The following is a 22651-nucleotide window of genomic DNA, read 5'->3' as shown; positions in this document are numbered from 1 at the left end:
CGGCGGGCACACGCCTTAGTTGCCTGCGAACGCTTCGATCGGCGGGCACGAGCAGATCAGGTTGCGGTCGCCGTGTGCACCGTCGATACGACGCACGGACGGCCACACCTTGGGACGAGCCTTACCGCGCGGGAACACTGCGATCTCACGCGAGTACGGGTGATCCCACTGCGCCGCGATGCTTCCGGCAGTGTGGGGAGCGCCGCGAAGCGGGTTGTCCTCCACAGTCCACTCACCGGCTCCCACGCGATCGATCTCGCCGCGAATGGCGATCATCGCGTCGCAGAACTCGTCGATTTCCTCGAGGTTTTCACTCTCGGTCGGCTCGACCATCAAGGTGCCGACCACGGGGAAGCTCATGGTCGGAGCGTGGAAACCGTAGTCGGCGAGACGCTTTGCGACGTCGTCGACGGTCACGCCGGTGTCCTTGGTCAGACCGCGCAGGTCGAGGATGCACTCGTGCGCGACCATGCCGTTCTCGCCGGTGTAGAGAACCGGGAAGTACTCGTCGAGTCGACGCGCGATGTAGTTTGCCGACGCGATGGCGGTCAGGCTGGCGCGGCGCAGGCCCTGAGCACCCATCATCCGGATGTAGGTCCAGGTGATGGGCAGGATGGACGCACTGCCGTACGGCGCTGCCGAGATCGTGCCTCTACCACCGAGTTCGGGGGCCATCGGGTGTCCGGGCAGGAACGGCGTCAGGTGCGAGCGCACGCCGATCGGTCCGACGCCGGGTCCCCCGCCGCCGTGCGGGATGCAGAAGGTCTTGTGCAGGTTCAGGTGGCTGACGTCGCCGCCGAATCGGCCCGGACGAGCAAGGCCGACAAGCGCGTTGAGGTTGGCGCCGTCGACGTACACCTGGCCGCCGGCGTCGTGTACTGCTGCGCAGATGTCGGAGATCTCGTGCTCGTACACACCGTGGGTGGACGGGTAGGTGATCATGATCGCGGCGAGACGCTCGGCGTGATCGGCGATCTTCGCGCGCAGATCGTCGACGTCGACGTCACCGTTGGGGCGGCACGCAACAACCTCGACGCGCATTCCGGCCATGACTGCCGAAGCCGCGTTGGTGCCGTGAGCACTCGACGGGATGAGGCAGGTGTCGCGGTGATCGTCGCCGCGGCTGAGGTGGTAGTTACGGATCGCGAGTAGGCCCGCGTACTCCCCCTGGCTTCCGGCGTTGGGCTGGAGGCTGACGTTGTCGTAGCCGGTGACCGCGACCAGCCAGTCCTCGAGGTCCTTGATGATCTTCAGCAGACCGGGTGCGTCGGACGTCGGCGCAAACGGGTGGATTGCGTTGAACGCGGGCCACGTGATGGATTCCATCTCGGCGGTCGCGTTGAGCTTCATGGTGCACGAACCCAGCGGGATCATGCTGCGATCGAGCGCAATGTCCTTGTCGGACAGCGCGCGCAGGTAGCGAAGCATCGCTGTTTCCGTACGGTAACGGGTGAAGGCTTCGTGCTGCAGGTAGTCGGAGGTACGCTCCTGATCAGCCGGAACCGAGTTGCCCTCTGCTTCGATGGCAACAACAGCGTCGTCGATCCCGAAAGCGTCGAGCACGGCAAGAACGTGGTCGGCGGTGGTGGCCTCGTCGCAGGAGATGCCGACATGATCGGCGTCGACCAGACGCAGGTTGATTCCGGATTCCTTTGCGGCAGCGACAACGTCGGCCGCCTTGCCCGGAACCTGAGCCAGCACGGTGTCGAAGAACGAATCGTGGACAACGGTCACGCCGCCCTCACGCAAACCGTTTGCCAACGCGTGCGCCCGGGCAGCGACGCGCAAGGCAATCGCCTTGAGTCCCTCGGCGCCGTGGTAGCTCGCATACATCGCGGCCAGGATGGCGAGGAGCACCTGAGCGGTGCAGATGTTGGACGTCGCCTTCTCACGGCGAATGTGCTGCTCACGCGTCTGCAGCGCCAGGCGATACGCCTTGTCTCCGTCCGCGTCGATGGACACGCCGACCAAACGGCCGGGCAGCTGACGCGCGAGCTTGGAGTGCACCGCCAGGTAACCGGCGTGCGGTCCGCCGTAACCCATGGGAACACCGAAGCGCTGGGTGGTGCCGAAGCACGCGTCCGCACCGAGCTCACCGGGCGAGGTGATGAGCGTCATCGCAAGTAGGTCGGCACCGACGGCAACCAGTGCGCCGCGCTCATGAGCTTCCGCAATGATCGAGGTGTAGTCGACAACGCGTCCCGAAGCGCCCGGGATCTGGGCGATGACACCGAAGAAATCGCCCTCGGGCAGTCCGGCAGTGAGGTCAGCGGAGACGATCTCGATGCCGAGCGGCTCGGCGCGCGTCTCGATGACAGCAAGGGTCTGCGGGTACAGGTCCGCGTCGACGACACAGCGTGGGGACTTGCTGCGGTTCGCGCGGCGCAGGAGCGTCATGGCTTCGGCAGCGGCGGTGGCCTCGTCGAGCATCGACGAGTTGGCCAGTTCCATGCCGGAAAGATCGGCGACCATGGTCTGGAAGTTGAGGAGGGCTTCGAGGCGGCCCTGGCTGATCTCCGGCTGATACGGGGTGTACGCGGTGTACCAGGCCGGGTTCTCGATGATGTTGCGCAACAACACCGGCGGAGTGAGCGTGTCGAAGTAGCCGAGGCCGATCATCGACGTGGCAACCGTGTTCTGGGCAGCGAGGGCGGACAGTTCCGCGAGCGCTTCGTGCTCTCCGACCGGCAACGGCAATGCGTCGAGTCCGGCAGCGATTCCGCCGGGTGCGGCGTCGAGAATGACCGACGGAACGGCCTTGGTTGCGAGATCGTCGAGGGAGTCGACCCCGATGAGTTCGAGGATGCGCGCGAGTTCCGCGGCGTTCGGACCGACATGGCGGTCGGCAAAATTACGGCTTGCAGCGTCGATCACGACAACTCCCAGGCAGATCGGAGGATCAGGACACACACCGACTGCGGTGTGTTCCTCCCCCTCTGTCGCCTGCTCGACAACGAGCGCCTGAGAGATTCGGTAGTGATCCACCATGCCGGCGGAACCACAGCCTTTCCCCGTCGGCGGGTGGGTTATCCCACCGCTTTCCAGAGGCGTCGGAGCCCGTACGGTCCTTGGTGCCTGAGAGATTGACGGGGAGGTATTGCTCCTTCGGCGCCCTGATAACGCTCACGACAAGTCCGCAAATCGAAGACTGGTGTGTGAAGCACTACCCGAGGCTCTCCCGTACGCCGGCGACGCGTGGACCAGTCTAGTTGACCGGCCGACCTTCCGTCGCCACCACATCGACCGAGCGGGTGTGACGCCCGGAACACTATCCGGTCTTGCGGCTCACACGATTCTTGCGGCGCGACGCCAATTCGTCTTCGGGATTCGGATCACTTTCGCCGCCGTCCGCACGCTCGGCCGGGAAGTCGGCGATGGTTCCGGTGAGTTCACGCATCGCGCCGCTGACGGCGATGCCGAATACTCCCTGCCCACCTTGGAGCAGGTCTACGACCTCTTCCGGGGACGTGCACTCGTAGACGGTGGTCCCGTCGGAGAACAGAGTGATGTTGGCGAGATCGCGAACGCCGCGGTGACGCAGGTGATCGACGGCCACCCGGATGTTCTGCAAAGAGATTCCGGTGTCGAGCAAACGCTTGACGATCTTGAGAACCAGAATGTCCTTGAACGAGTACAAACGCTGGCTGCCGGATCCGGCCGCGCCGCGGATGGACGGGACGACCAGTGCGGTCCGTGCCCAGTAATCGAGCTGACGGTAGGTAATGCCGGCGATCTGGCATGCGATGGGAACGCGGTAGCCGACAAGATCGTCAGGAATGGAGTCGTCCGGGAACAATCCCGGCTGCAACTCTTCCGACATGGGTTGGGCAGCCGGATCTGCAGTCAGTTCAGCGACGCCGGAATTCTCCGCCTTGCCTACGTTCGACTGTTCTTCCACTGCCGTCTCCTTCTCGATACGCCATCGTGTCATCACGCTGTGCTATGCGGCAGAGTCTGATACCCGAACAGAAACGGATACCCGCGTCAGCCGATCTCGAACCACCGAACATTTCGAAGCAGTGAATCCGAGGCACGTAATTCCACGAGTGGACTTACCTAGAGTACGCCCCGACAGAGCACCAAGACCAGACTCTATTTCAAGGCTCAACGATCTTCACCGCTCGCAACGGTAAGACCCCGGCGCGATTTTGGTCAACGCAACACGCCGAACGAGACTAAACCTCTACTTGAGAGTTGAAGCCTCAAGCCAGTCTCGGAAACTTTCGGCTAACCGTCAGTTGCCTTGAAATCATCCGGCGAGATCGTGTCCAGGAATTCCTTGAATTTCTCCACCTCGTCTTCACGCTCGTCAGGAATGACCAATCCCGCCTCGGCAAGGACTGATTCCGAGGCAAAGATCGGGACCCCGATCCGAAGTGCCAACGCGATGGAATCCGACGGACGAGCGGAGACCGTAGTTTGCTCGTCGAAAACCAGGTCGGCATAGAACGTGCCTTCTTGCAGATCCACGATGCGGACTTCCTGCAGACTGCGGCCGAAGGATTCGATCAGTATTTTGATCAGGTCGTGTGTGAGCGGCCTCGCCGGCTCGACTCCCTGTTGCTCCAGAACGATCGCCGTGGCTTCCGTCTGCCCGATCCAGATCGGAAGGTACCGATCACCATCTGACTCGCGGAGCAATAAAACCGGCTGATTCTGGGGCTGCTCGACACGAACTCCGATCACACGCATTTCGCCCATCGAGCTTGCCTCCAACCTGAAATGACCCTGGTGGCCGAATTCACGACCGTACTGAGATTCTATTCGCGTGGAACGAGATGATCGAGAACTCAGCGATCAAGACTTCCGCGGACTGCTGATTTGACCAGGCATGTATGCAATGTCAACGACAATGCTGCCAGTTCTCGAACCATTTCCTCGGCTCGATCACGGGCACCCGCATCACGTCCCTTGGCTACCGGTCCGGCGATCTGGGTAACCAACCCGGCTTCACGATCCGCAGCCAACTTGAACGCACGTAGATGTCGTACTTCCAAACCGTATTCCGCCATCGCCTTGGCTGTCCGGGCCAACGTCACTGCGTCTTCGTCGAAGAATCCGGCAGCGCCTGGCACGATCAGGCCGGTGCGAATGAGGTCGGTCAGGAATCGATCGTCGATGTCCGCGCGAGCGAGAAGATCCGCCCGACCCACTCGGACTTCTCGATCCACCCGGAATACCTCGGGCGATACTTCTCCCGGAGCGATCGACAGGACGCGCGGACGTCGCGGCGCAGAGTTGTCTGCGCTGACCGTCGCGGCACCACTGTCGATCGCCTCGAGTTGTTCCTTGATGACTTTCAGCGGCAGGTACTGATCACGTTGAGCGGTCAGTACGTAGCGAAGACGCTCGCAGTCCTCGATGGAGAACCTGCGGTATCCCGACGGCGTCCGTTGTGGGCTGATCAAGCCTTCGGACTCGAGGAAACGAATCTTCGAAATCGTCACGTCGGGAAAATCTGGACGCAACCGATCCAGCACGGAGCCGATAGACATCCCCGGCTGGCTCTGCTGCCGCAATGCCGTCATTAGCTACCAGCACCTGCTGACGCCTCGCCCACCTGCGAACCGCCGGAACGCGGGCCGGTGAGGAAAACCAGACGGAACTTACCGATCTGCACCTCGTCGCCGTTGGCCAGCACTGCCGAATCGACAGGCTCACGGTTGACGTACGTGCCGTTGAGGCTTCCGACGTCGACGACGTGGAATTCGGCTTCTTCCTGACGGAACTCGGCGTGGCGGCGGCTGACCGTCACATCGTCGAGGAAGATGTCACTGTCCGGGTGGCGACCTGCCGACGTGGTCGGCTGATCCAGCAAGAAACGCGATCCCGCGTTCGGTCCTCGTTTGACGACGAGCAGAGCCGCGCCGGCAGGTAGACCTTCGACACCTGAAACCGGCTGCTCGGCGGCCGGTGCTGCTGAGGAGTTGTCGAGCTCGTTGAGGAAATCTGCACGGAATACCGATGTGGTCTCCGCCGGCGTCTCCCCGTAGCCCGCGTCGTTACCGTTCTCGCTCACTGTTTCTCCTCCTCGATCAATCGTCCAGATCAGAAATCACTGGACTACGCAGTGCACTTTTTTCTCGAGCATCTTTCACAGTCACTTACAGATACGACCTGCACCCCGACTTGGCACATGCGTACCCCACGACCGTACCCTGCGCGCACCCTTGTGTGCAGCGAGACTGGCCGCGACACAACGGGTCGGCAGTCAAGCCCTAGCTGGACGTCAGTGCGGTGTATCCCGCAGCATCCAAGGTCTCCGAAATCGCACTGTCCAAAGTGGCTTCGTCGGCAACCTCGAGATCGACGAGCCAACCGTTGTTGTACGGATCGGTGTTCACGAGTTCGGGAGCACCGTCCAATTCGCTGTTAGCCGCAATAACTTTCGCGGTGAACGGCGCAAAGATGTCGGATACGCTCTTGGTCGATTCGACCTCACCGAGCGATTCGCCAGCGGTGACGTCTTCTCCCGCGGCGGGGAGCTGAACGAACACCACATCTCCGAGCTGTGACTGAGCGAAGTCGGTAATGCCCACTCGAACAGATGTCGGGCCGGTTCGCTTCACCCACTCGTGCTCCGCGGTGTAACGCAGATCGGTAGGTGTATCGAGCTCACTCACAGTGGCTTCCTTTCACATGCCGTCCGAAAGTTCCGGACGCAAAAATTCAATTTCCGGGTTGAGCGTATTGGCGCGGATTCAATTGTCGCAAGGCGGAGATCGTGACCTGCTGTGATTGCTCGACGGTGGAACTTCCGCCGCCCCGTGACACGTTGTCGAACACTCCGCCCGGAATGTTCAATGCCGCTGCCAAAGTCGGCGGATCGCCGATCGCGCTCACAGTGTACGGCGCTGCGATCTTGGTTCCGTCCACTTCGATGTCACCGCCGCGGCCACCGACCCACGAGTTCACGCCGATCCGGATCGGTTCGCCTGTGGCTCCGGCAATCTGAATAGCCTCGGCTCCGGCGGCACGTAGTTCCTGGATCAGATCGAGAATCACCTCGGGCCCGACACCGCCCGTCGGATCGGTCAACGTCATGGTGACGCCAGGACCGCTCGCCGGCGCTGTCCCCACCTGGATGGAGAGGGCATTCAAACGGGCCTGCGCTTCACCGAGAGCCGCGTCGGTGCTTCCGCTGCGCCGCAATGTCGCCAGAGAATCCTCGAGCTCCGAGACTTCCTGTCGCAGCGCGGCTTCGCGCCGATTCAGGTTGTCGAGAACCACAAGGAGATCGGCGGGGCGCGCAGAATCGAGCGAGTCCCCCGCAACCGTGCTGCGCACCTGAGTTGCGATTGCCACTCCCAGAACACCGAGCAGAACTGTCGCAAGAATTGCGAACACCACGTTGCTTCGGTGCTTGTTCACCGGTCGCAACTCGTGTCGTCCCTCGTCGTGCTTCCTGACCGCGTCAGCCATGTCTCACGCTCCGAACAGCCGGCGACGCAGTGCCGCTGCATTGCCGAAGATTCGAATCCCCAGGACCACTACGATGGCCGTCGAGAGTTGCGTGCCGACTCCGAGCTGATCACCCAGCCAGACGATCAGCGAGGCAACAAGAACGTTGAAGACAAACGAGACGACAAATACCTTGGCGTCGAAGATCTCGTCCAAGTACGCCCGCAAGCCACCGAATACCGCATCGAGTGCGGCTACAACGGCAATCGGAAGATACGGCGCGAATGCGTCGGGCACCTGTGGGCTGAAGACAACACCCAGGACGATGCCGATCACCAACGCGGCGAGTCCGTACAGGGCGGAACCGGCCTTCATCGAACTCGCTCCATCTATCTAGGTCCTATCGGTTCAGTCGCAACGCGCACCGGGCGCGTTGCGGCGGGCGGAAGGCTCATCGAATTATCCTCGGCCACAGCAAAACCGACGCCGTACAGCTGCGCGATGCTGGACATCCGCAGGTAGGCATCGCTCACGACAAATTCTCGCTGCAAAGCACGAGAGTCACCGATTGCCTCGACGACGTACGGCGAGAAGACGGGCTGATTGTCGACCAGCATCGCGCCGCCGGCCTGACGGATCGTTACCGTCGGGCCGATGCGCACGCCGCCCACGGCAACGGCCTCGGCGCCGCCGGCCCACAGTGCGTTGACCACACTCTGTATATCTCGATCGAGTACGACGCTCTTTCCCCCGACGCTGCGTTGCGATGCGTCGGAAAGATTGGGGCGTCCAGCCGGGTCGGTGAGGGTGACGGTGATGCCTTCGCCGTGTACGGCTTCGGCGCCCGCTTCGGCTTCGACGCCGCGCAGTTCCCCGAGAATTTTGTTGCCTTCGGTGTCTCCGGCCAATGCGGTGGCTCGGGCGGCGTCGACCTGCTCGGTGAGGGAGTGCCGAGTCGCGTCCAGATCGTCGATCTGATCTTCGGTCGCACGTACCTTCGCAACGAGATCGGAACGGAGATCTTCGGTGCCGGACACCTGCCCAGCTGCCGAGACCGCTGAGACTGTCAGAACAAAACCGAGCAGGAGTCCGCCCAGAGCCAGCCACGGCCCGGTTCGGGGCATGGAGTTCTTGCTGTGTTCATGTTCTCGTTCGAGCGCTGCAGCCTCGTATCCGGGATCGAGGTGTTCGGTCATCAGCGACCGGAGCAGTGACGGCACCGGGTTGCGGCGCACGTCCTCCCCCGTTCTTTTCATCGGGGTACAACCTCGTAGGTCCGCGCAATCCGGGCAGCTTTGAGCACATAGATCACGGCGGTCCACACGTACAGGACTGTTCCCCAGATCAGGAAGGCAAAACCGAAAGCGTGAGTGAATCCGGCGATCGGCCAATCTCCGTGGCCGGCCAGTATCAGCGGCAACGCAAACATCAGCAGGAATGTCGCGGCTTTACCGAGATAGATGACCTCGGGCGGCGGGAGGCCGCGTCTGCGGTAGATCGGAAGAGTGAGAGCAAGGATCAAGTCCCGGCCGATCAGGATCGCTGCGACCCACCAGGGGATGAAGTCGCGGGCCACAAACGTCACGAGCGTCGTCACGACGTACAAGCGGTCGACCAGTGGATCGAGAACAGCGCCCAATTTCGAGCTCTGATCGAGAATCCGCGCCAGTTTGCCGTCGAGCCAGTCCGTGAATCCGGTGAGCATCAGTAGCGCCAGCGCCCACCCGTCCGAATGTGTCACCAAGAGCAGGTACGCGAACACCGGGAGCAGCAGCAGGCGAGCCATGCTGAGAATGTTGGGAACCGTCAGAACTCGATCTGTCACGACAAGTTCCTGTTCACCTGATGTCACTGCACACACCTCGTATTGTTCCGCACTCCGCATCGAACTGCCCGCCGTTGCGGCGCCGTGGTGCCAGCTTTCCACAGCACTTGCGACATTTTGCTCATGGCCGCTCAGGGAGCCGCTCGCGCCCGTGTGGGTGTTGTTACCGCCAGGCGAAGACGGGTTGTTCGAGGTTGTCGATCCGGGTGTGCCGCCCACTGAGAACTTCCCGGAGTTGGTAGACGACGGCACCGGTCGGAGCATGCACGAGGCTGGTTCGAAACGGCCACTGCACCACAGGATTCGGAGACTCCTCGATCGACACGAAACGCGGGTCCACATCGAGTTCGGCTGATGTGACCGCGTACAACGACGCCACCTCGTCCGGGTTGGGTACCAATTTTTCGATCTCGGCGCCCGACCACACGACAAACGGACGGATCACGAAGCCTGAGCGTGTGACGTAATCGTCGAGGCGGCCGATGATGTCGGACGTCGCGGCGGTCAGCCCCAGTTCTTCGGAGAGTTCGCGCAGTGCGCCTTCTTCGGGTGTTTCACCGGCGTCGACGCTCCCGCCTGGCAGGGCGAATTGACCGGGGTGCGCGCGCATTTTGCTCGGCCGCTTGGTCAGCGGGAACACCGATGTGCCGTCGGCATCTCGCATCAGGGCAAAGACCACAGATGCCAACCTGCGCCCATCGAGGTCGACAGACCGTGGTTCGAAGGTCGAAAAGGCTGATTCGACATGGGCCCGATCCAGTAAATCCGCGTTCACCATTTCTCGACAGTAGCGCGGCCCCGGCAAGATTCAGACACAGGCCAGTTTCCAATTGAGCGTTTTGCGAGAATACCTGCGGAAAACCCTGTCATGCTGACGTAGTGAAGGCATGGTTCGAGCACACGGTCGTCGATACCGGACGGCTGCCGTTGTTCTTCCTGCTGGTCGCGTTTTTACTTACCTTTCTGTTCATCAGATTCAGTGTGCGCATGATCCGCGCCGAAGTGTCGTGGTGGCCGGGCAATGTCACGCCGGGCGGTATGCATATCCATCACATGGTGTTCGGGCTGATGATGATGCTCGTCTCCGGGTTTGCCTTTATCGCATTGGCGGATTTCCACACCCCGGTCGCCAATTGTGTGCTCGCGTCGGTGTTCGGAATCGGTAGCGCCTTGGTTCTCGACGAATATGCGCTGGTTCTGCATTTGCGGGATGTCTATTGGGCCGAAGAAGGTCGGTCGTCGATAGATGCGGTCTTCGTGGCGATCGCCATTTCCTTTCTTTTCTTGTTCGGCGTCCATCCGATCGGGTTTGCCGGCGAGTTCGACCCATACGAGGAAGATCGCAGTATCGCAACCCTCATTGCAATTGTTGTCGCGCTGATACTCCAATTGGCACTCGCGATGATCACACTTCTCAAAGGCAAGTTGTGGACCGGTTTGATCGGATTGTTTTTCCCGCCGCTCCTCATCGTCGGCGCAATCCGGCTGAGCCGCCCGGGTGCGCCGTGGGCCAGATCCCGGTACCGCGACAAGCCGGCGAAGATGTCTCGCGCGGTCGCCCGCGAGCAACGCGTCAGGGAACCACTGATCAAAGCCAAAATTCGATTTCAGGAAAGCGTCTCGGGGAGTTTCGGGGTACCGGAAGCCATCCCTTCAGCAGCAACTGAACCGACCACGGTGTCGACACCAGAGCCCCCGGCTACGACTCCGAAGTGGCGGCTATCCGACGCACTGCGGTGGCGTCGTACCCGCAGACGGCTTCGCACCGTCCCCGTGTGGCGGTTACCCGTTCTGCTTGTCGTCGCGGCATTCTTCTTGGCCGACACGCTTATCGATCTCGACAGTTCGGTGTTCGACGGCTTCGGTTCTGATTCGCTCGAATACGCCGTGGATCCGGGAGCTACAGCAACTCTGCTGAGCGTGATTGCCGGTGGAATGATCACCCTCACCGGTCTGGTGTTCACTGCGATCACACTGGCCATGCAATTCGGCGCTTCGCAGATATCGGTGCGAGTGGTGCCGATGCTGGCTCAGCAGCGAGTCATGCGATGGTCCATCGGGATGTTTCTCGCGACATTTGTCTACTCGATCATCGTTGCCCTCGATCTTGCTCTCAACACCCAACATTCAGCTCCCCAGATATCCACGTACACGGCGCTGTTTCTTGCGATCATCAGCGCCATTCTGTTTATTGCACTGGTATCTCGGGTCGGCTCAATTCTCAATTCCAGTCGCCTCCTGCGATGGATCGCAGCCGAAGGACGAAGCGCAATCGTTCGCTCCTACCCGCATTACGACGAGTCGACGTTGGACGCAACTGCTGCACCCGTAGTCGCCAATCCCGCACTGGCCGACGACGAGTCCGCAGACCTCTTGATCGTCCGACTGCGACACCTCTCCCCCAACGGGCGCATACTGCTGGCGATCAACCTGCCGCGACTGGAGCGGTTGGCATCGAAGTGGGGGGTCAGCATCGCAGTCGTGCCCGGCATCGGAGAATTCGTCGCCCAGAACGCGCCGCTGTTCGAAGTCCGTGGCACCTCGATGGCGATCCGTCCGGATTCGCTGATGTCGTGCCTGGTTTTCGGTGACACTCACGGTCCCGTAGTCGGTCCGGCCGCGGCAATCCAATCCATTGTCGATATTGCGCTCAAAGCATTGTCTCCGGCTATCAACGATCCTGGCCGCGCGGTCCAAGCTCTCGACCACATCGAGGATCTGCTCGTTCTGCTGGCACCGCGGGTGCATGCCGACTCCGCGACGTCCACGTTGACCCGAATCCGCGGGCAGCAGAGAACCTGGACGGACTACGTGTCCATCGCGACCGACGAAATTCGGCACTTCAGTACCAATTCCGCCCAGGTGCAGCGCCGCTTGCGCGCCGTGTTCACGACCTTGCTGGCAGCGTGCCCGGTGGATCAGCACGCTCCGCTCCTCGAACGCCTCGACGCCATGGACGCCGAACTGACCCGCGAGTGGACCGGCGAACTGGACATACGCCTGGCCGGTGTCACCGATCCCCAGGGCCTCGGATCCGAGGCAGGTGCAAGCGGCCGTGTCCATCCTCTGATTGTCGGACAACCAGGAGCGAAGTAATTCAGAGCGCCGAGTTGAACGCCTGAACCTTCAGATCCCGAGACAGGTTGTCGCGCTTCTCGAGCACCAACCGCCGCAACGACGCCGGCGCATCGGCATTGGCGTCGAGCCACCGATCGACCGCAATCAGATCCCCGGACGCCGGGAACAAGCCATTCACCAGGCGCCGCGCAATCTCGATGCTGCGCCCTGACCACCACGTGCGCAACGAGGCAAAATAGTCCGCCGCGTAGCCCTCGATCAGGGACGCGTCGACGCCGGCTTTGAAGCCGCCGATCATGGCATCGAGATGATCGTTCGACAATGTGAAGTCTGTGGTTGCGGCCTGCCAGACGCGTTGCTTGGTCGCTGCGGTGGGCAACGACGCGAGTGCGCGAGCGTGGGCGATCCGGCCGGCCGATGTCCCGTCGCTGCGCAACTCGTGGTCGAGGTCACTCGGTTCGGCAAAGCCTGTGGCAGCCAGGGCAATCCACATCGACCACCGAAGATCGGGGTCGAGAGCGAGCCCGATCGGGCCGGGGCTCTCGCCGAGCAGGATGGCACGCAACGCGTCAGCCCGCGAATCGTCGAGCGCCGCCGCGGCGGCACAGGCTCGGGCCCACGCCAACTGACGGCCCGATTCCGGTTCGCTCTCGAACATCGCCTTCCATGCCGTCGCCAACCACCCAGCCGCCGCGCTGGAGCGCAGCTCGCGCGGAACGTAGTGCGCGATTGCGAACTGCGCGTCAGCAGTGATCGAACTGAGAATCGCCAGGTCCGGTTCGGAAGGGCCACTTTGTTCGGCCACCGCGAGGTACCGGAATACCGACAGCTCACCGTCACGTACGGAGTTCCACAGCGAGGACAGAATCAATCCACGCGCGAGTGGATCGACAACACGCTCGAGCGACGATTCGACGGTGGCCAGCGACGCGGCGTCGAGCCGAATCTTTGCGTATGTCAGGTCGTCGTCGTTGAGCACGATCAGTGGTCCCGCGGGAACGTCGATCGGTGTGCGCTCCGCCGAAATGTCGACCTCGACGCGTGCCGTGCGAACCAGGTCGCCGGTATCGCCGTAGTTGTAGACCCCGACTGCCAGACGATGCGGTCGTGGATCAGTTTGCACCAATTCCCCGCCCTCGAACGTCAACGTCGACACTCCCGTTGTCTCGAGCCAGGCACGTGACCAATCGCGCATGTCTCGCCCGGACGTCGCGCTCAGCGCGTCGAGGAAATCGACTAGCCGAGTGTTACCGAAAGCGTTCGCCCGGAAGTACTTCCGTGACGCCTCGAAAAACGCGTCACGCCCGACAAAGGCCACCAGTTGTTTGAGGACACTCGCACCTTTGGCGTAGGTAATGCCGTCGAAGTTCAGCTTCGCAGCTTCCAGATCGACGATGTCGGCGACGATCGGATGCGTGGTCGGCAACTGGTCCTGCACGTACGCCCAGGCTTTTCGCTTGATCGCAAACGCCACCCAGGCGTCGGTGAACCGCGTTGCCTCGACGCTGACAAGCGATCCCATGAAATCGGCGAACGATTCCTTGAGCCACAGATCGTCCCACCACACCATGGTCACGAGGTCGCCGAACCACATGTGTGCCATCTCGTGCAGGATCGTGTTCGCGCGGCGCTGGTACTGCTCGGCAGTGGCTTTGCCGCGAAACACGTAGGACTCTGTGAAGGTGACGAGGCCCGGATTCTCCATTGCGCCGAGGTTGTATTCGGGAACGAATATCTGGTCGTACTTGCCGAACGGATACGGGTAGTCGAAGGCATCGGCATAAAAGTCGAGACCTTGCCGAGTCACCTCGAACACGTCGTCGGCATCGAGGTACTGGGCCAGCGACGCTCGGCACAGAACACCCAGTTCGACGGTGAGGTCGCCGCGACTCCACCCCGAACTCACTCGATGGTACGGACCGGCCGCCACTGCCGTGATGTACGTCGAAATAGGCAGTGTCGGAGCAAAAGTGACGGTCTTACTGCCGGTGGAATTCGAATCTGTCTGCACGGGAACCTGATTCGACAGCACTTCCCAGGACTGCGGTGCCGTGACCACAAAAGTGAATGGCGCCTTCATGTCCGGCTGCTCGAAGCACGCAAACACCCGACGCGCATCCGCTGGTTCGTATTGTGTGTAGAGGTACGCCTGCCCGTCGGCGTCGTCGACAAATCTGTGCAGACCCTCTCCGGAGCGGCTGTACTCCGCGAGCGCAGCAACCTGCACGACGGTCACATCCGACAGCCCGTTCAGCGCGATCCGCGCACCGTCGTACTCGACAGCGATACGACGGCCGTTCACCTCCACCGATTCGACCGCCCTACCGATGAAATCGAGCCACGTCGAATCCACGGTCGACGTCATCTCGATCGTGGTGACGGTCTTGAACGTCGCCACAGCAGGGTCGACCGCCGAGCGGAGGTCCAACTCCACCCGATAATCGGTGACCGATACCGCGGACGATCGGAGAGTGACTTCAGTTCGGTTCAGGTTTGCTGTGCTCACCCGTCTGATCCTGCCAGGCCGGGCGAACATCAGGTCCCCTATCCGGTGAAAGCTCCCTGCCACACAGTGTCGAACGGTGTGTGCGCCGAGACCCGGGCCTCGATACCCGCAGTGACAAACTTCTTTGCCAGTGCCACAGCTTCTCCCACGTCAGCGCCCTTTGCGAGTTCTGCGGTCACCGCAGCGGCAAGGGTGCAACCGGCACCGGAGACGCGCTCCTGGCCAACCTTGGGAGCAGAAAGTACCGTCACGTCGGTTCCGTCGAACAGCACGTCGACGGCGTCGTCGCCGGCCAGTTCCACGCCGCCCTTGGCCAGAACGTACTTCGGTCCGAGATCGTGGATACGACGCGCTGCTTCGATCAGTTCGTCGACGCTCGAGATCGCGTCCATTCCGGCCAAGGTGCGCGCCTCGAAGAGATTCGGGGTGACAACAGTTGCGAGGGGCAGGATCGAATCACGAAGTGCCGTATCGGTATCAAGTGCCGCTCCGGGCTCCTGACCCTTGCAGATCAGAACCGGATCGAGAACCACGTGCCGCCACGACTGGCGACGCAGCCCCTCCGCAACAACCTCGATGGTCGCGGGAGTTCCCAGCATGCCGATCTTCACGACGTCGAGATCGTGCGCCGACGTTGCTGCCTCGATCTGGTCTGCGATCACCTCGGGTGCGATGGGGACAAAGCGGTGGCCCCAGTTGTTCTTCGGGTCGAAGGACACGATGCACGTCGTGGTGGCGATTCCGTAGACACCGCGGGCCTGGAAGGTCTTGAGGTCGACCTGTAAGCCGGCACCACCGGTGGATTCGGATCCAGCGATGACATAGGCGAGGTCAACCACGGTACAAACTCCTTTTGAGGCTTCGACACCATTCACGGATACCCGCGAACGCCGGAGGTCGAAGTTTATCAACGTTGACCCCGGCGCTTCTCCGCGACTACGTGTCCTGGCTACTCACCCGCTCCACCGGAGGGTACGAATAGGTTTCGTCGAGGATCGCCTCCCCTGGCATATAGAGCCGAAGCACCAGCCTGAATGCTGCATCGGGCGACGGCAGCCAGTTTGCTCGCGCGGTGGCGTCGGTCGGCGCGTCCTTCGAGATGGTGATCCGGAGAGACCCATCTGTTTCGTAGCGGATTCCGGCGGTGCGGTCGCCGATCGAGTACCGGTCTATCGGGTTGTCAACCAGGTAGTAGCGCGGAATGTCGTAGAGCGTGATCGACCAGAATGCGCCGACGGGCGGTTTCTCCGGGAAGTTGATGAGATAGGTGTTCTCGCCGATCAGAGGCGCTCCGGTCACGTCGGTGAAGGCTTGTGCATACACCGCTTCGTAGGCGTGATTTCCCCACAGCCCCAGGCGGCACGCAATCGCCCTTTCGACAATGCGCACCTTCTCGTCCAGGATCTTCCACCGGTCGTCGTCGATCGTTCCGAGGCCGAGGTTGTAGAGGTTGTAGTCGAAGAGATGCAGGCCCACCGTCCATCCGTTGAAGACCGGTGCCTGGCCGTGTTTGGTGGCGTCCTCGAGCTCCGCGACGCCGTCCGCATACCAGGCGCGCAGGTCATCGCTGTCGACATCCGGAGACCACAAACCGGAAAACTGCTCGATCAGGGCAGATTCCGCGGTCGGAGCGGGGAATGCCTGTGACCAGCGGTGTGCCTGCTGCCAGAAGAGCAGTTCATCGGTAAGGTTCGCGTCCACCGCGGGTAGACCGTTCACTGTCGCGGCCGGGTCGAGTAACTCGAGTATCAGCAAATCCTGCAGCTTCGTCACGGCGGGAATGTCGCCAGGGCCGGTGCAGGCAAATCGGCCGACTATCGACACAATGTCGGTTGAGGCCTGGACCACCGGATGCTCCGATTCTCCGGTCCAGCCCGGTGGGACGATCAGAAAACTGCCGGCTTCATTGCCCGTAGCCCGCGTGCCGACATACGCGATGTTGTTCGTCCAGGCGTCGACAAATTGGAGTACGTAATAGCGATCCCCGGTTGCGGGCACGTCCAATCGCAGTGGTCCACCCGAAAGGTCAAGCTGCGCCATCGAATAGACGGTGTCGTTGTTGATCGTGACAAACGTGTCCTCTGGCCCTGCAAGTTTGCGGGCATGCGAGAAACTGTTGAACGGTGTTGCAGGATTGGAGCCGACTCCGGTCGTGACATAACGCTCCACCTGTCGGAGGTTCTCCACCAGCGGGTAGTAATAGAAATACGCAGCGGCCGCGGTCTCTGTCAGTGCACTCACACTCGTGTCCTTCAATCGGGCACTGTTACCAGTGCGGCGAAGACGCTAGTGCGGCCAACGATATCGATAATCGCGACAATGCGTAGAACTACGACAAATCGGGAATCCGTGTCGCCCAGGCTATGTCGTTGTCCTCGTAACCCAGCGGCGGACCCACAAACTCTCCCCCGCACGTGATCAACGCAAGCGTCTCCGGTCCGTCCATCCGGTTCAGGCGCTCGACTGGTAGTTCCCCGTCCTTGCGGTACTCGTCAACCGCATCGATCCGATAGGTCCACTCGTGGCCATCCTCCCCGGTCAACGTCACAACCGACCCCGGAGTCAACGACGAGAATTTCTTTCCGAAACCGTCACCGGCGTACACGTCATTGATGTGGCCGGTGATCACAACAGTTCCCGTACCCGAACCCGGAAATGCGGAGTCCGCCCACCAGCCGACCTTGCTCACATCCTCCGGAGGAATCAGCGAACCACCCGACGTTGTCTTGATCGCAAGAACCACGGCGGCCTCGCTGCCGATGCGCAACTGCGTCGGTGTTGCCGGATTGTCGACTGCCGCCTCCAACGCAGGTGGCAAATCCTCCTGCCCGGTCGCGAGAACCCGAACCGGTTGGTCACTGTCGTCCGAACACCCACTGACACACAACAACACCGTCAGCGCCGCTGCGCCGCACAGGCGCCGAAGCGTCTGGCGAGACGATTGCGTCACCGCGAGATCGGCCCGGACGGAACCTGGGAAATCGGAACTCGATTGCCTACATCGCGTCCGGGCAGTTCACCGTTCTGGTTGCCACCGTTGTTTCCGCCATTTTCGCCACCACCGCCGCCGTTTCCGCCACCCTGGTTGCCGCCATTCCCGCCGCCGTCTGGGCAGTCGGCCCCCGGATCGGTTGTATCGCCCGTCAGCACGATCTTGACCGCGGAGAGGTCGACGGATTGATTCTGCGCCACGAGGTTCGGAGTCGACGCATCAAAGGCGAGGGTTGCTCGGACCGGAATCACTCGTCCGTTGTCCGCATGCGTGACTTTCGTTCCGGACATCCCCAGATCCTGGGTCAGTGTCATACGTGAGCGGAGTTCTGGGTCGCCGGCGAGTCCCGCGCCGTCGATCCGCAAGGTGCCGCTGACCGGGCTGCCATGCGCGCGGATGGTTACCGAGGCTCGAAACTCGAGAGTGTCGCCTGGGACAGCGCGCCAGGACTCGATGGAATTGATCTTCGTGCCGGGTGTGCCGGTCGAGACGTCGTACCAGCCGTCGACGACGGCCGGATCGAGCGACATGGAGTTGTCATTGATCTCGGGAACGCACGTCTGCGTCAAAACGGGCGCGGCGCCGGCTACTCCCGGCAGCGCCGTAGTGATCAGGGCTGCGGTGGCAAAGATCGCTGCGCACGCACCTGCGGTACCAAAAGTTCTCATTCCCGCTACCCTCACCTACGGTCTGACAATCTGGTCAATTCAGTCAAAATACCAGTACAATCGCATATATCGGCACGATCGGACTGACAAAATATTCTTGTGGTGCCATCGGGCAATTATTCCGCAGCCGATCCCGACATTGGGTACATCGTTTCGGCGCGATTCAAAAGTTACAGTTCACCCGAGTAACCGCCGCGCGGCAATTGTGCTCACGCAGGCCTGATCATCCGCGCGTGTGCATAATCGGCGAGCGGCAGCGGAATGATTGCGGTGTGCAGTGCCGCGTGACGTGTTTGGCGCAACTCGCAAATGTCAAACCTGAGACATGCCACCTCGAGCACAAACGCCGTGATCCGACATGCGCACCGTGTCGAATAGACCCAGCAGACAACCGAAATGGTCGCTCGAGGCGGTGGCTGAATATCTCGGCGCGGACAGCGAGTTACTGCACGAGCAAGGAACCCTGGTTGTTGCCGGCGTCTGTCAGGACTCCCGTCAGGTTCGCCCTGGCGATATTTACGCGGCGCTGCCAGGCACCGAACACCATGGTGGCGAGTTCGTCGCCGAAGCCGCGCAGAGGGGTGCCGTCGCTGTGGTCAGCGATCGACCCACTGAAATATTGCCGGCGTTTGTGGTGAAGAACCCCCGAAAGATCCTCGGCCCTTTGGCCGCTTGGATATACGGCGATCCCTCCACATCGCTCGACGTATACGGCGTTACCGGCACCAACGGCAAGACCAGCACTACATTCATGCTCGAAGCCGGTCTAGCCGCGGCCGGACTGCGCACCGGCATCATCAGCGGAATCTGCGTTCGGGGACCAGACGGCGTATCGGAAGCGGAGCGAACAACACCTGAAGCGTGCACGTTGCAACGTACGTTGTCCGCTTTCGTCGACAACCGCGTCGACGCCGTCGCTATGGAAGCGTCGAGTCATGGCCTTGCACTACACCGAGTCAATGGGACGTTCTTTCGCGTCGCTGCCTTCACGAACCTTTCGCGTGACCATCTGGATTTCCACAAAACTATGGCGTCGTACTTCGACTCGAAGGCGCAGCTTTTCTTACCCGAACGTTGCGCCTGCGCGGCGATCAGTGTCGACGATCTGTACGGCAAAGCCCTCGCTGAACGCGTCACTGTTCCTCGTTTGACCTTCTCATCGCATGGTGCCAGCGCCGATGTCACCGCCACTGACATCGAGGCCGATCAAACGGGAACATCTTTTGTCGCACGCCATGGGAGTTGGGAGAGGAAAATCCGGCTGCGCCTGCTGGGGTGTCACCAAGTTGACAACGCATTGGCGGCAATTGCCGCTCTTCGCATCGGAGGAGTCGATATCGCGGCGGCGCTCGACGGTATCGAAAATCTCGACACCGTCCCCGGGAGATTGGAAAATGTGGAAATAGGACAGAATTTCCTGGCATTCGTCGACTACGTACACAACGCAGGTGCGCAACTCCGCTTGTTTCCGTACCTGCGCTCGTTGTCGAAGGGAAAGATCATTGTCGTCATCGGCGCCACTGGGGGCCGGGACCCCGGCAAACGCGAGCCTTTGGGTCGTACTGCCGGCAGTCATGCCGACGTTGTTGTCGTCACCGACGAAGGTCCGTACCGCGATGACGCAACAGCCCTCAGAAATGACGTGGCCGCGGGGGCGCGACACGCGAATCATGCAGAGGTGCTTATCATTCCGGATCGGGGTGATGCTATACGGACCGCCGTATGCTTGGCAGAAGCAGGCGATATCGTTGTCGTTGCGGGGCGTGGGAACGACCACGTGATGAACTACGACGGTACGGAGATAGTGTTCGACGATCGCCAAGTACTCGAGCGCGCACTCGTCAAGTATGCAAAATAGTTGTCAGCGCACTGTCGTCCATTCGCCCTTCGGATCGGTCAGAACAAGAAGGAAAACGACGCCGCACCGTACGCTACGGCCAACCCTACGAGAATCCATCCGACATACGATCTGATGGACAGTCTGCGAGTGCGATGCCATCGCGGCGACGCTCGTAAGAATGCCCCTACGGCGCCCACCAAGAGCGTCACGCTCGGCAAGAACACCAAAAGGCGTCGATCCTTACGCGAGCAGACCAGCACGTCGGTGTCGAAACACTCGCCCCGCCGAGAACCCAACACCACAAGTGCCACTATCATCACAATCACAACCAGGACGATCGAGACTGCGTAAGTGATTGTCCTCCTGCCGATTTCCCGCTCGGCCCCTGCGGCAAGACCGGGTTGTTCAGTCATCGAGGAAACCCTCCGCTGTATTTCACGCCGACCCATTCAGTATCGCAGTAGCGTTTCGCTCACGCTCGGCGCCCAGAGGCATTCGTGGGCCAATCGACCGCGCCGTCGTGATGATTGATCTGTAACCAGTCATACCTCCCGCCATACTCGCCTTGTCCTGATTTCAAATCGACTCTTGTTATCCAGTCTAAATGTAGCTTATCTACATCAGTGGATGCAGATAATTGACCGTTTGGAGTATAGGATTGCTTCAGTTAAACGGCCGCGTCACCACAACGCACAACCTCGAGGAGTCACCGATGCTCTTGCGTCTGCCAGGTGTTTACCCTCCACAGGAAGATACGTGGCTGCTGGCCGACGCACTGGCTGCAGAGAGACTAGGACGGGACTCACGGGTACTGGATCTCTGCACCGGGACGGGGGCGCTGAGCTTGCGCGCCGCTGCAATCGGAGCCAGACATGTCACCGCCGTCGACATATCTCGTCGCGCAGTCGTCACCACCCAGTTGAATGCCATCCTGCATCGACATTCGATTCGAGTGATTCAAGGCGATCTGACTACACCCGTTCAAGACCAACGTTTCGACGTAGTCATTTCCAACCCCCCGTACGTTCCTGCGCACGACGACGTCCTACCCACTCGCGGCGTGGAGCGGGCGTGGGACGCGGGCGTAGACGGGCGAGTGCTTCTGGATCGGATATGCACACACGCACCCCGAGTGCTTGCCGAGTCAGGTGTTCTCTTGATAGCGCAGTCTGTGCTCAGCGGGACTGAGAAAACTCAGTCCATGCTGGAAGAACAGGGGTTATCTGTGGAAGTCGTGGCTCGCGCGGAGATCCCTTTCGGGCGCGTACTCTCCGCGCGGGCGGCACTGTTCGAGGCCCGCGGCCTCATCGCTCCGGGCCAGCGCACCGAAGAGATCGTCGTCCTTCGGGCCGCGAAATCAAGTCTCGACAAGGAGGTCATGTGAATCCCATGTCCGATACCGAACGCGACATGAGCACGGTCACCGTCACCGTGTGCCCGGACGGACCGATACTTGTTCGTGGTCCTGCAACCCTGATCGATGGCGCGGGCAATCCGATCGAACGAAAACGGGCAACGGTAGCGCTGTGCCGATGCGGTGGCACGAGTATCTCTCCGTTCTGCGACGGCACACACAAGAAAAGGAAGTCCATCCCTCGTGACCAGCGCTGAATGTGGACGTGATGTGGCGAAGCCATGTGAGCCCTCGGCGCGGCCTAGTCCACCAGAGGATGTGAGGTTCGAGAGTTGTAGCGAGCCATCATGATTCGCGGTGGGCCTGCAGAGGAAACCGGAACCAACTCGCCGGTCAGACTCGAACTCCAGTTTGTTCGCTCAACTGTGCAACCCTCGCCGCCAGAATTGAATTCTCGGCCTCGAGCGACAGTATTAACCGGATGCCGACCAAGTTGACACCGTCGTCGATCAGCGCAGTGATACGGGCCAGCGTCTCCAGGTCCGATTCGCTGTATCGGCGGGTTCCGCCTCCGGTGCGGGTCGGTGTCAACAACCCTCGTCGCTCATACAATCTCAACGTTTGCGGCCCGACTCCGGAAAGTTCGGCCATCACCGAGATTCCGTAAACGCCTCGAAGCGCGCGCGCCTGGGTCTCTGACGTCACGGTATACCTCCTAGGCGTCTTCATTGACCGTGCAACCTTAACATTCTCTGCATTTCAATCTAACGTCGCCAGCACAGATTTCATGAGTCCAGCAGTGTGCAATGCGAGCGCGCATTTGTCCCGTCAATTTTCCACCTCAGCTGTTGCCAATTATCTGCAGCTGCTGGTATAGATTTTGAGGGAAGGCGATGGGCGCAACCGTCGAAAGAACAGACAGATCTGAATGAACAGGCAGATCTAGTGTCACATCTGCAGAACGACGCCTCAGGCAGTGTTGACCAC

22 protein-coding genes and 1 riboswitch are annotated in these 22651 nt (G+C 61.1%); of the genes, 4 read left to right on the top strand and 18 right to left on the bottom strand.

The window, feature by feature from the left end; translation table 11 throughout:
* Window positions 1-15: 15 nt before the first annotated feature.
* The 11 genes from gcvP to EEB13_RS14360 form a co-directional block, all read right to left on the bottom strand.
* Entirely contained in the window at window positions 16-2874 is a 2859-nt protein-coding gene (gene gcvP, locus EEB13_RS14415; RefSeq protein ID WP_095886376.1) for an aminomethyl-transferring glycine dehydrogenase, read from the bottom strand.
* Window positions 2875-2926: 52 nt separating this feature from the next.
* A riboswitch (glycine riboswitch) is annotated at window positions 2927-3055 on the bottom strand.
* Between the two features lie 213 nt (window positions 3056-3268).
* Entirely contained in the window at window positions 3269-3820 is a 552-nt protein-coding gene (locus tag EEB13_RS14405) for a MerR family transcriptional regulator (protein ID WP_230590041.1), read from the bottom strand.
* A gap of 407 nt (window positions 3821-4227) precedes the next feature.
* Entirely contained in the window at window positions 4228-4701 is a 474-nt protein-coding gene (locus tag EEB13_RS14400) for a bifunctional nuclease family protein (protein WP_033231914.1), read from the bottom strand.
* An 89-nt stretch (window positions 4702-4790) separates the two neighbouring features.
* The gene (locus EEB13_RS14395; protein WP_033231913.1) at window positions 4791-5528 is read right to left on the bottom strand and encodes a MerR family transcriptional regulator; all 738 of its coding nucleotides are present in this window, start codon (window positions 5526-5528) and stop codon (window positions 4791-4793) included.
* Window positions 5528-6019 (bottom strand): glycogen accumulation regulator GarA, encoded by a 492-nt coding sequence (gene garA / locus EEB13_RS14390; RefSeq protein WP_033231912.1) that lies wholly within the window; start codon window positions 6017-6019, stop codon window positions 5528-5530. The genes EEB13_RS14395 and garA overlap by 1 nt, the downstream gene beginning before the upstream one ends.
* Before the next feature lie 199 nt (window positions 6020-6218).
* Window positions 6219-6623 (bottom strand): glycine cleavage system protein GcvH, encoded by a 405-nt coding sequence (gene gcvH / locus EEB13_RS14385; RefSeq protein ID WP_033231911.1) that lies wholly within the window; start codon window positions 6621-6623, stop codon window positions 6219-6221.
* A gap of 46 nt (window positions 6624-6669) precedes the next feature.
* Window positions 6670-7422, bottom strand: coding sequence for a DUF881 domain-containing protein (locus EEB13_RS14380; RefSeq protein ID WP_033231910.1), 753 nt, complete (start codon window positions 7420-7422; stop codon window positions 6670-6672).
* 3 nt (window positions 7423-7425) lie between these two features.
* Window positions 7426-7776, bottom strand: coding sequence for a small basic family protein (locus EEB13_RS14375; RefSeq protein WP_033231909.1), 351 nt, complete (start codon window positions 7774-7776; stop codon window positions 7426-7428).
* A gap of 14 nt (window positions 7777-7790) precedes the next feature.
* Window positions 7791-8657, bottom strand: a complete 867-nt coding sequence (locus EEB13_RS14370; RefSeq protein WP_095886377.1) for a DUF881 domain-containing protein — start codon at window positions 8655-8657, stop codon at window positions 7791-7793.
* Entirely contained in the window at window positions 8654-9187 is a 534-nt protein-coding gene (locus tag EEB13_RS14365; protein ID WP_371851319.1) for a CDP-alcohol phosphatidyltransferase family protein, read from the bottom strand. Before EEB13_RS14365 ends, EEB13_RS14370 begins: the two co-directional genes overlap by 4 nt.
* 202 nt (window positions 9188-9389) lie before the next feature.
* Window positions 9390-10004, bottom strand: a complete 615-nt coding sequence (locus EEB13_RS14360) for an NUDIX hydrolase (RefSeq protein ID WP_033231907.1) — start codon at window positions 10002-10004, stop codon at window positions 9390-9392.
* A 101-nt stretch (window positions 10005-10105) separates the two neighbouring features.
* On the opposite strand from EEB13_RS14360, the gene EEB13_RS14355 reads away from it, so the two are divergent.
* A complete protein-coding gene (locus EEB13_RS14355) occupies window positions 10106-12322 on the top strand; it encodes a DUF2254 domain-containing protein (RefSeq protein WP_141485628.1) in 2217 nt (738 codons plus the stop codon).
* A gap of 1 nt (window position 12323) precedes the next feature.
* Here the strand turns inward: EEB13_RS14355 and pepN are convergent, their stop codons facing one another.
* The 5 genes from pepN to EEB13_RS31515 form a co-directional block, all read right to left on the bottom strand.
* Window positions 12324-14810 (bottom strand): aminopeptidase N, encoded by a 2487-nt coding sequence (gene pepN / locus EEB13_RS14350; RefSeq protein ID WP_141485627.1) that lies wholly within the window; start codon window positions 14808-14810, stop codon window positions 12324-12326.
* 38 nt (window positions 14811-14848) lie between these two features.
* On the bottom strand, window positions 14849-15649 hold the full coding sequence (gene thiD, locus EEB13_RS14345; RefSeq protein ID WP_033231904.1) for a bifunctional hydroxymethylpyrimidine kinase/phosphomethylpyrimidine kinase: 801 nt from the start codon (window positions 15647-15649) through the stop codon (window positions 14849-14851).
* 97 nt (window positions 15650-15746) lie between these two features.
* On the bottom strand, window positions 15747-17051 hold the full coding sequence (locus EEB13_RS14340; RefSeq protein WP_141485626.1) for a DUF1254 domain-containing protein: 1305 nt from the start codon (window positions 17049-17051) through the stop codon (window positions 15747-15749).
* A gap of 88 nt (window positions 17052-17139) precedes the next feature.
* On the bottom strand, window positions 17140-17760 hold the full coding sequence (locus EEB13_RS14335) for a class F sortase (protein WP_230590018.1): 621 nt from the start codon (window positions 17758-17760) through the stop codon (window positions 17140-17142).
* Entirely contained in the window at window positions 17757-18470 is a 714-nt protein-coding gene (locus tag EEB13_RS31515; protein ID WP_033231902.1) for a hypothetical protein, read from the bottom strand. Before EEB13_RS31515 ends, EEB13_RS14335 begins: the two co-directional genes overlap by 4 nt.
* Window positions 18471-18882: 412 nt before the next feature.
* Here EEB13_RS31515 and EEB13_RS14325 point away from each other — a divergent pair, with 412 nt between their 5' ends.
* Window positions 18883-20328, top strand: coding sequence for a UDP-N-acetylmuramoyl-L-alanyl-D-glutamate--2,6-diaminopimelate ligase (locus tag EEB13_RS14325; RefSeq protein WP_261984552.1), 1446 nt, complete (start codon window positions 18883-18885; stop codon window positions 20326-20328).
* Window positions 20329-20366: 38 nt separating this feature from the next.
* On the opposite strand, the gene EEB13_RS14320 is transcribed toward EEB13_RS14325, so the two are convergent.
* A complete protein-coding gene (locus EEB13_RS14320; protein ID WP_033231900.1) occupies window positions 20367-20723 on the bottom strand; it encodes a hypothetical protein in 357 nt (118 codons plus the stop codon).
* Window positions 20724-21022: 299 nt separating this feature from the next.
* Here EEB13_RS14320 and EEB13_RS14315 point away from each other — a divergent pair, with 299 nt between their 5' ends.
* Window positions 21023-21694 (top strand): HemK2/MTQ2 family protein methyltransferase, encoded by a 672-nt coding sequence (locus EEB13_RS14315; protein ID WP_141485624.1) that lies wholly within the window; start codon window positions 21023-21025, stop codon window positions 21692-21694.
* 5 nt (window positions 21695-21699) lie between these two features.
* Window positions 21700-21921 carry a CDGSH iron-sulfur domain-containing protein gene (locus tag EEB13_RS14310; RefSeq protein ID WP_116103480.1) on the top strand — a complete coding sequence of 74 codons (222 nt, stop codon included), beginning with the start codon at window positions 21700-21702 and terminating at the stop codon, window positions 21919-21921.
* A gap of 136 nt (window positions 21922-22057) precedes the next feature.
* On the opposite strand, the gene EEB13_RS14305 is transcribed toward EEB13_RS14310, so the two are convergent.
* Window positions 22058-22369, bottom strand: coding sequence for a MerR family transcriptional regulator (locus EEB13_RS14305; RefSeq protein ID WP_033231898.1), 312 nt, complete (start codon window positions 22367-22369; stop codon window positions 22058-22060).
* Between the last annotated feature and the right edge of the window lie 282 nt (window positions 22370-22651).

Origin of the sequence: Rhodococcus sp. WS3, assembly GCF_003797085.1 — a bacterium.
GTDB lineage: Bacteria > Actinomycetota > Actinomycetes > Mycobacteriales > Mycobacteriaceae > Rhodococcus_F > Rhodococcus_F globerula.
Note: the sequence above shows the minus strand (reverse complement) of the source record. Positions and strands in the feature narration are given on the sequence as shown.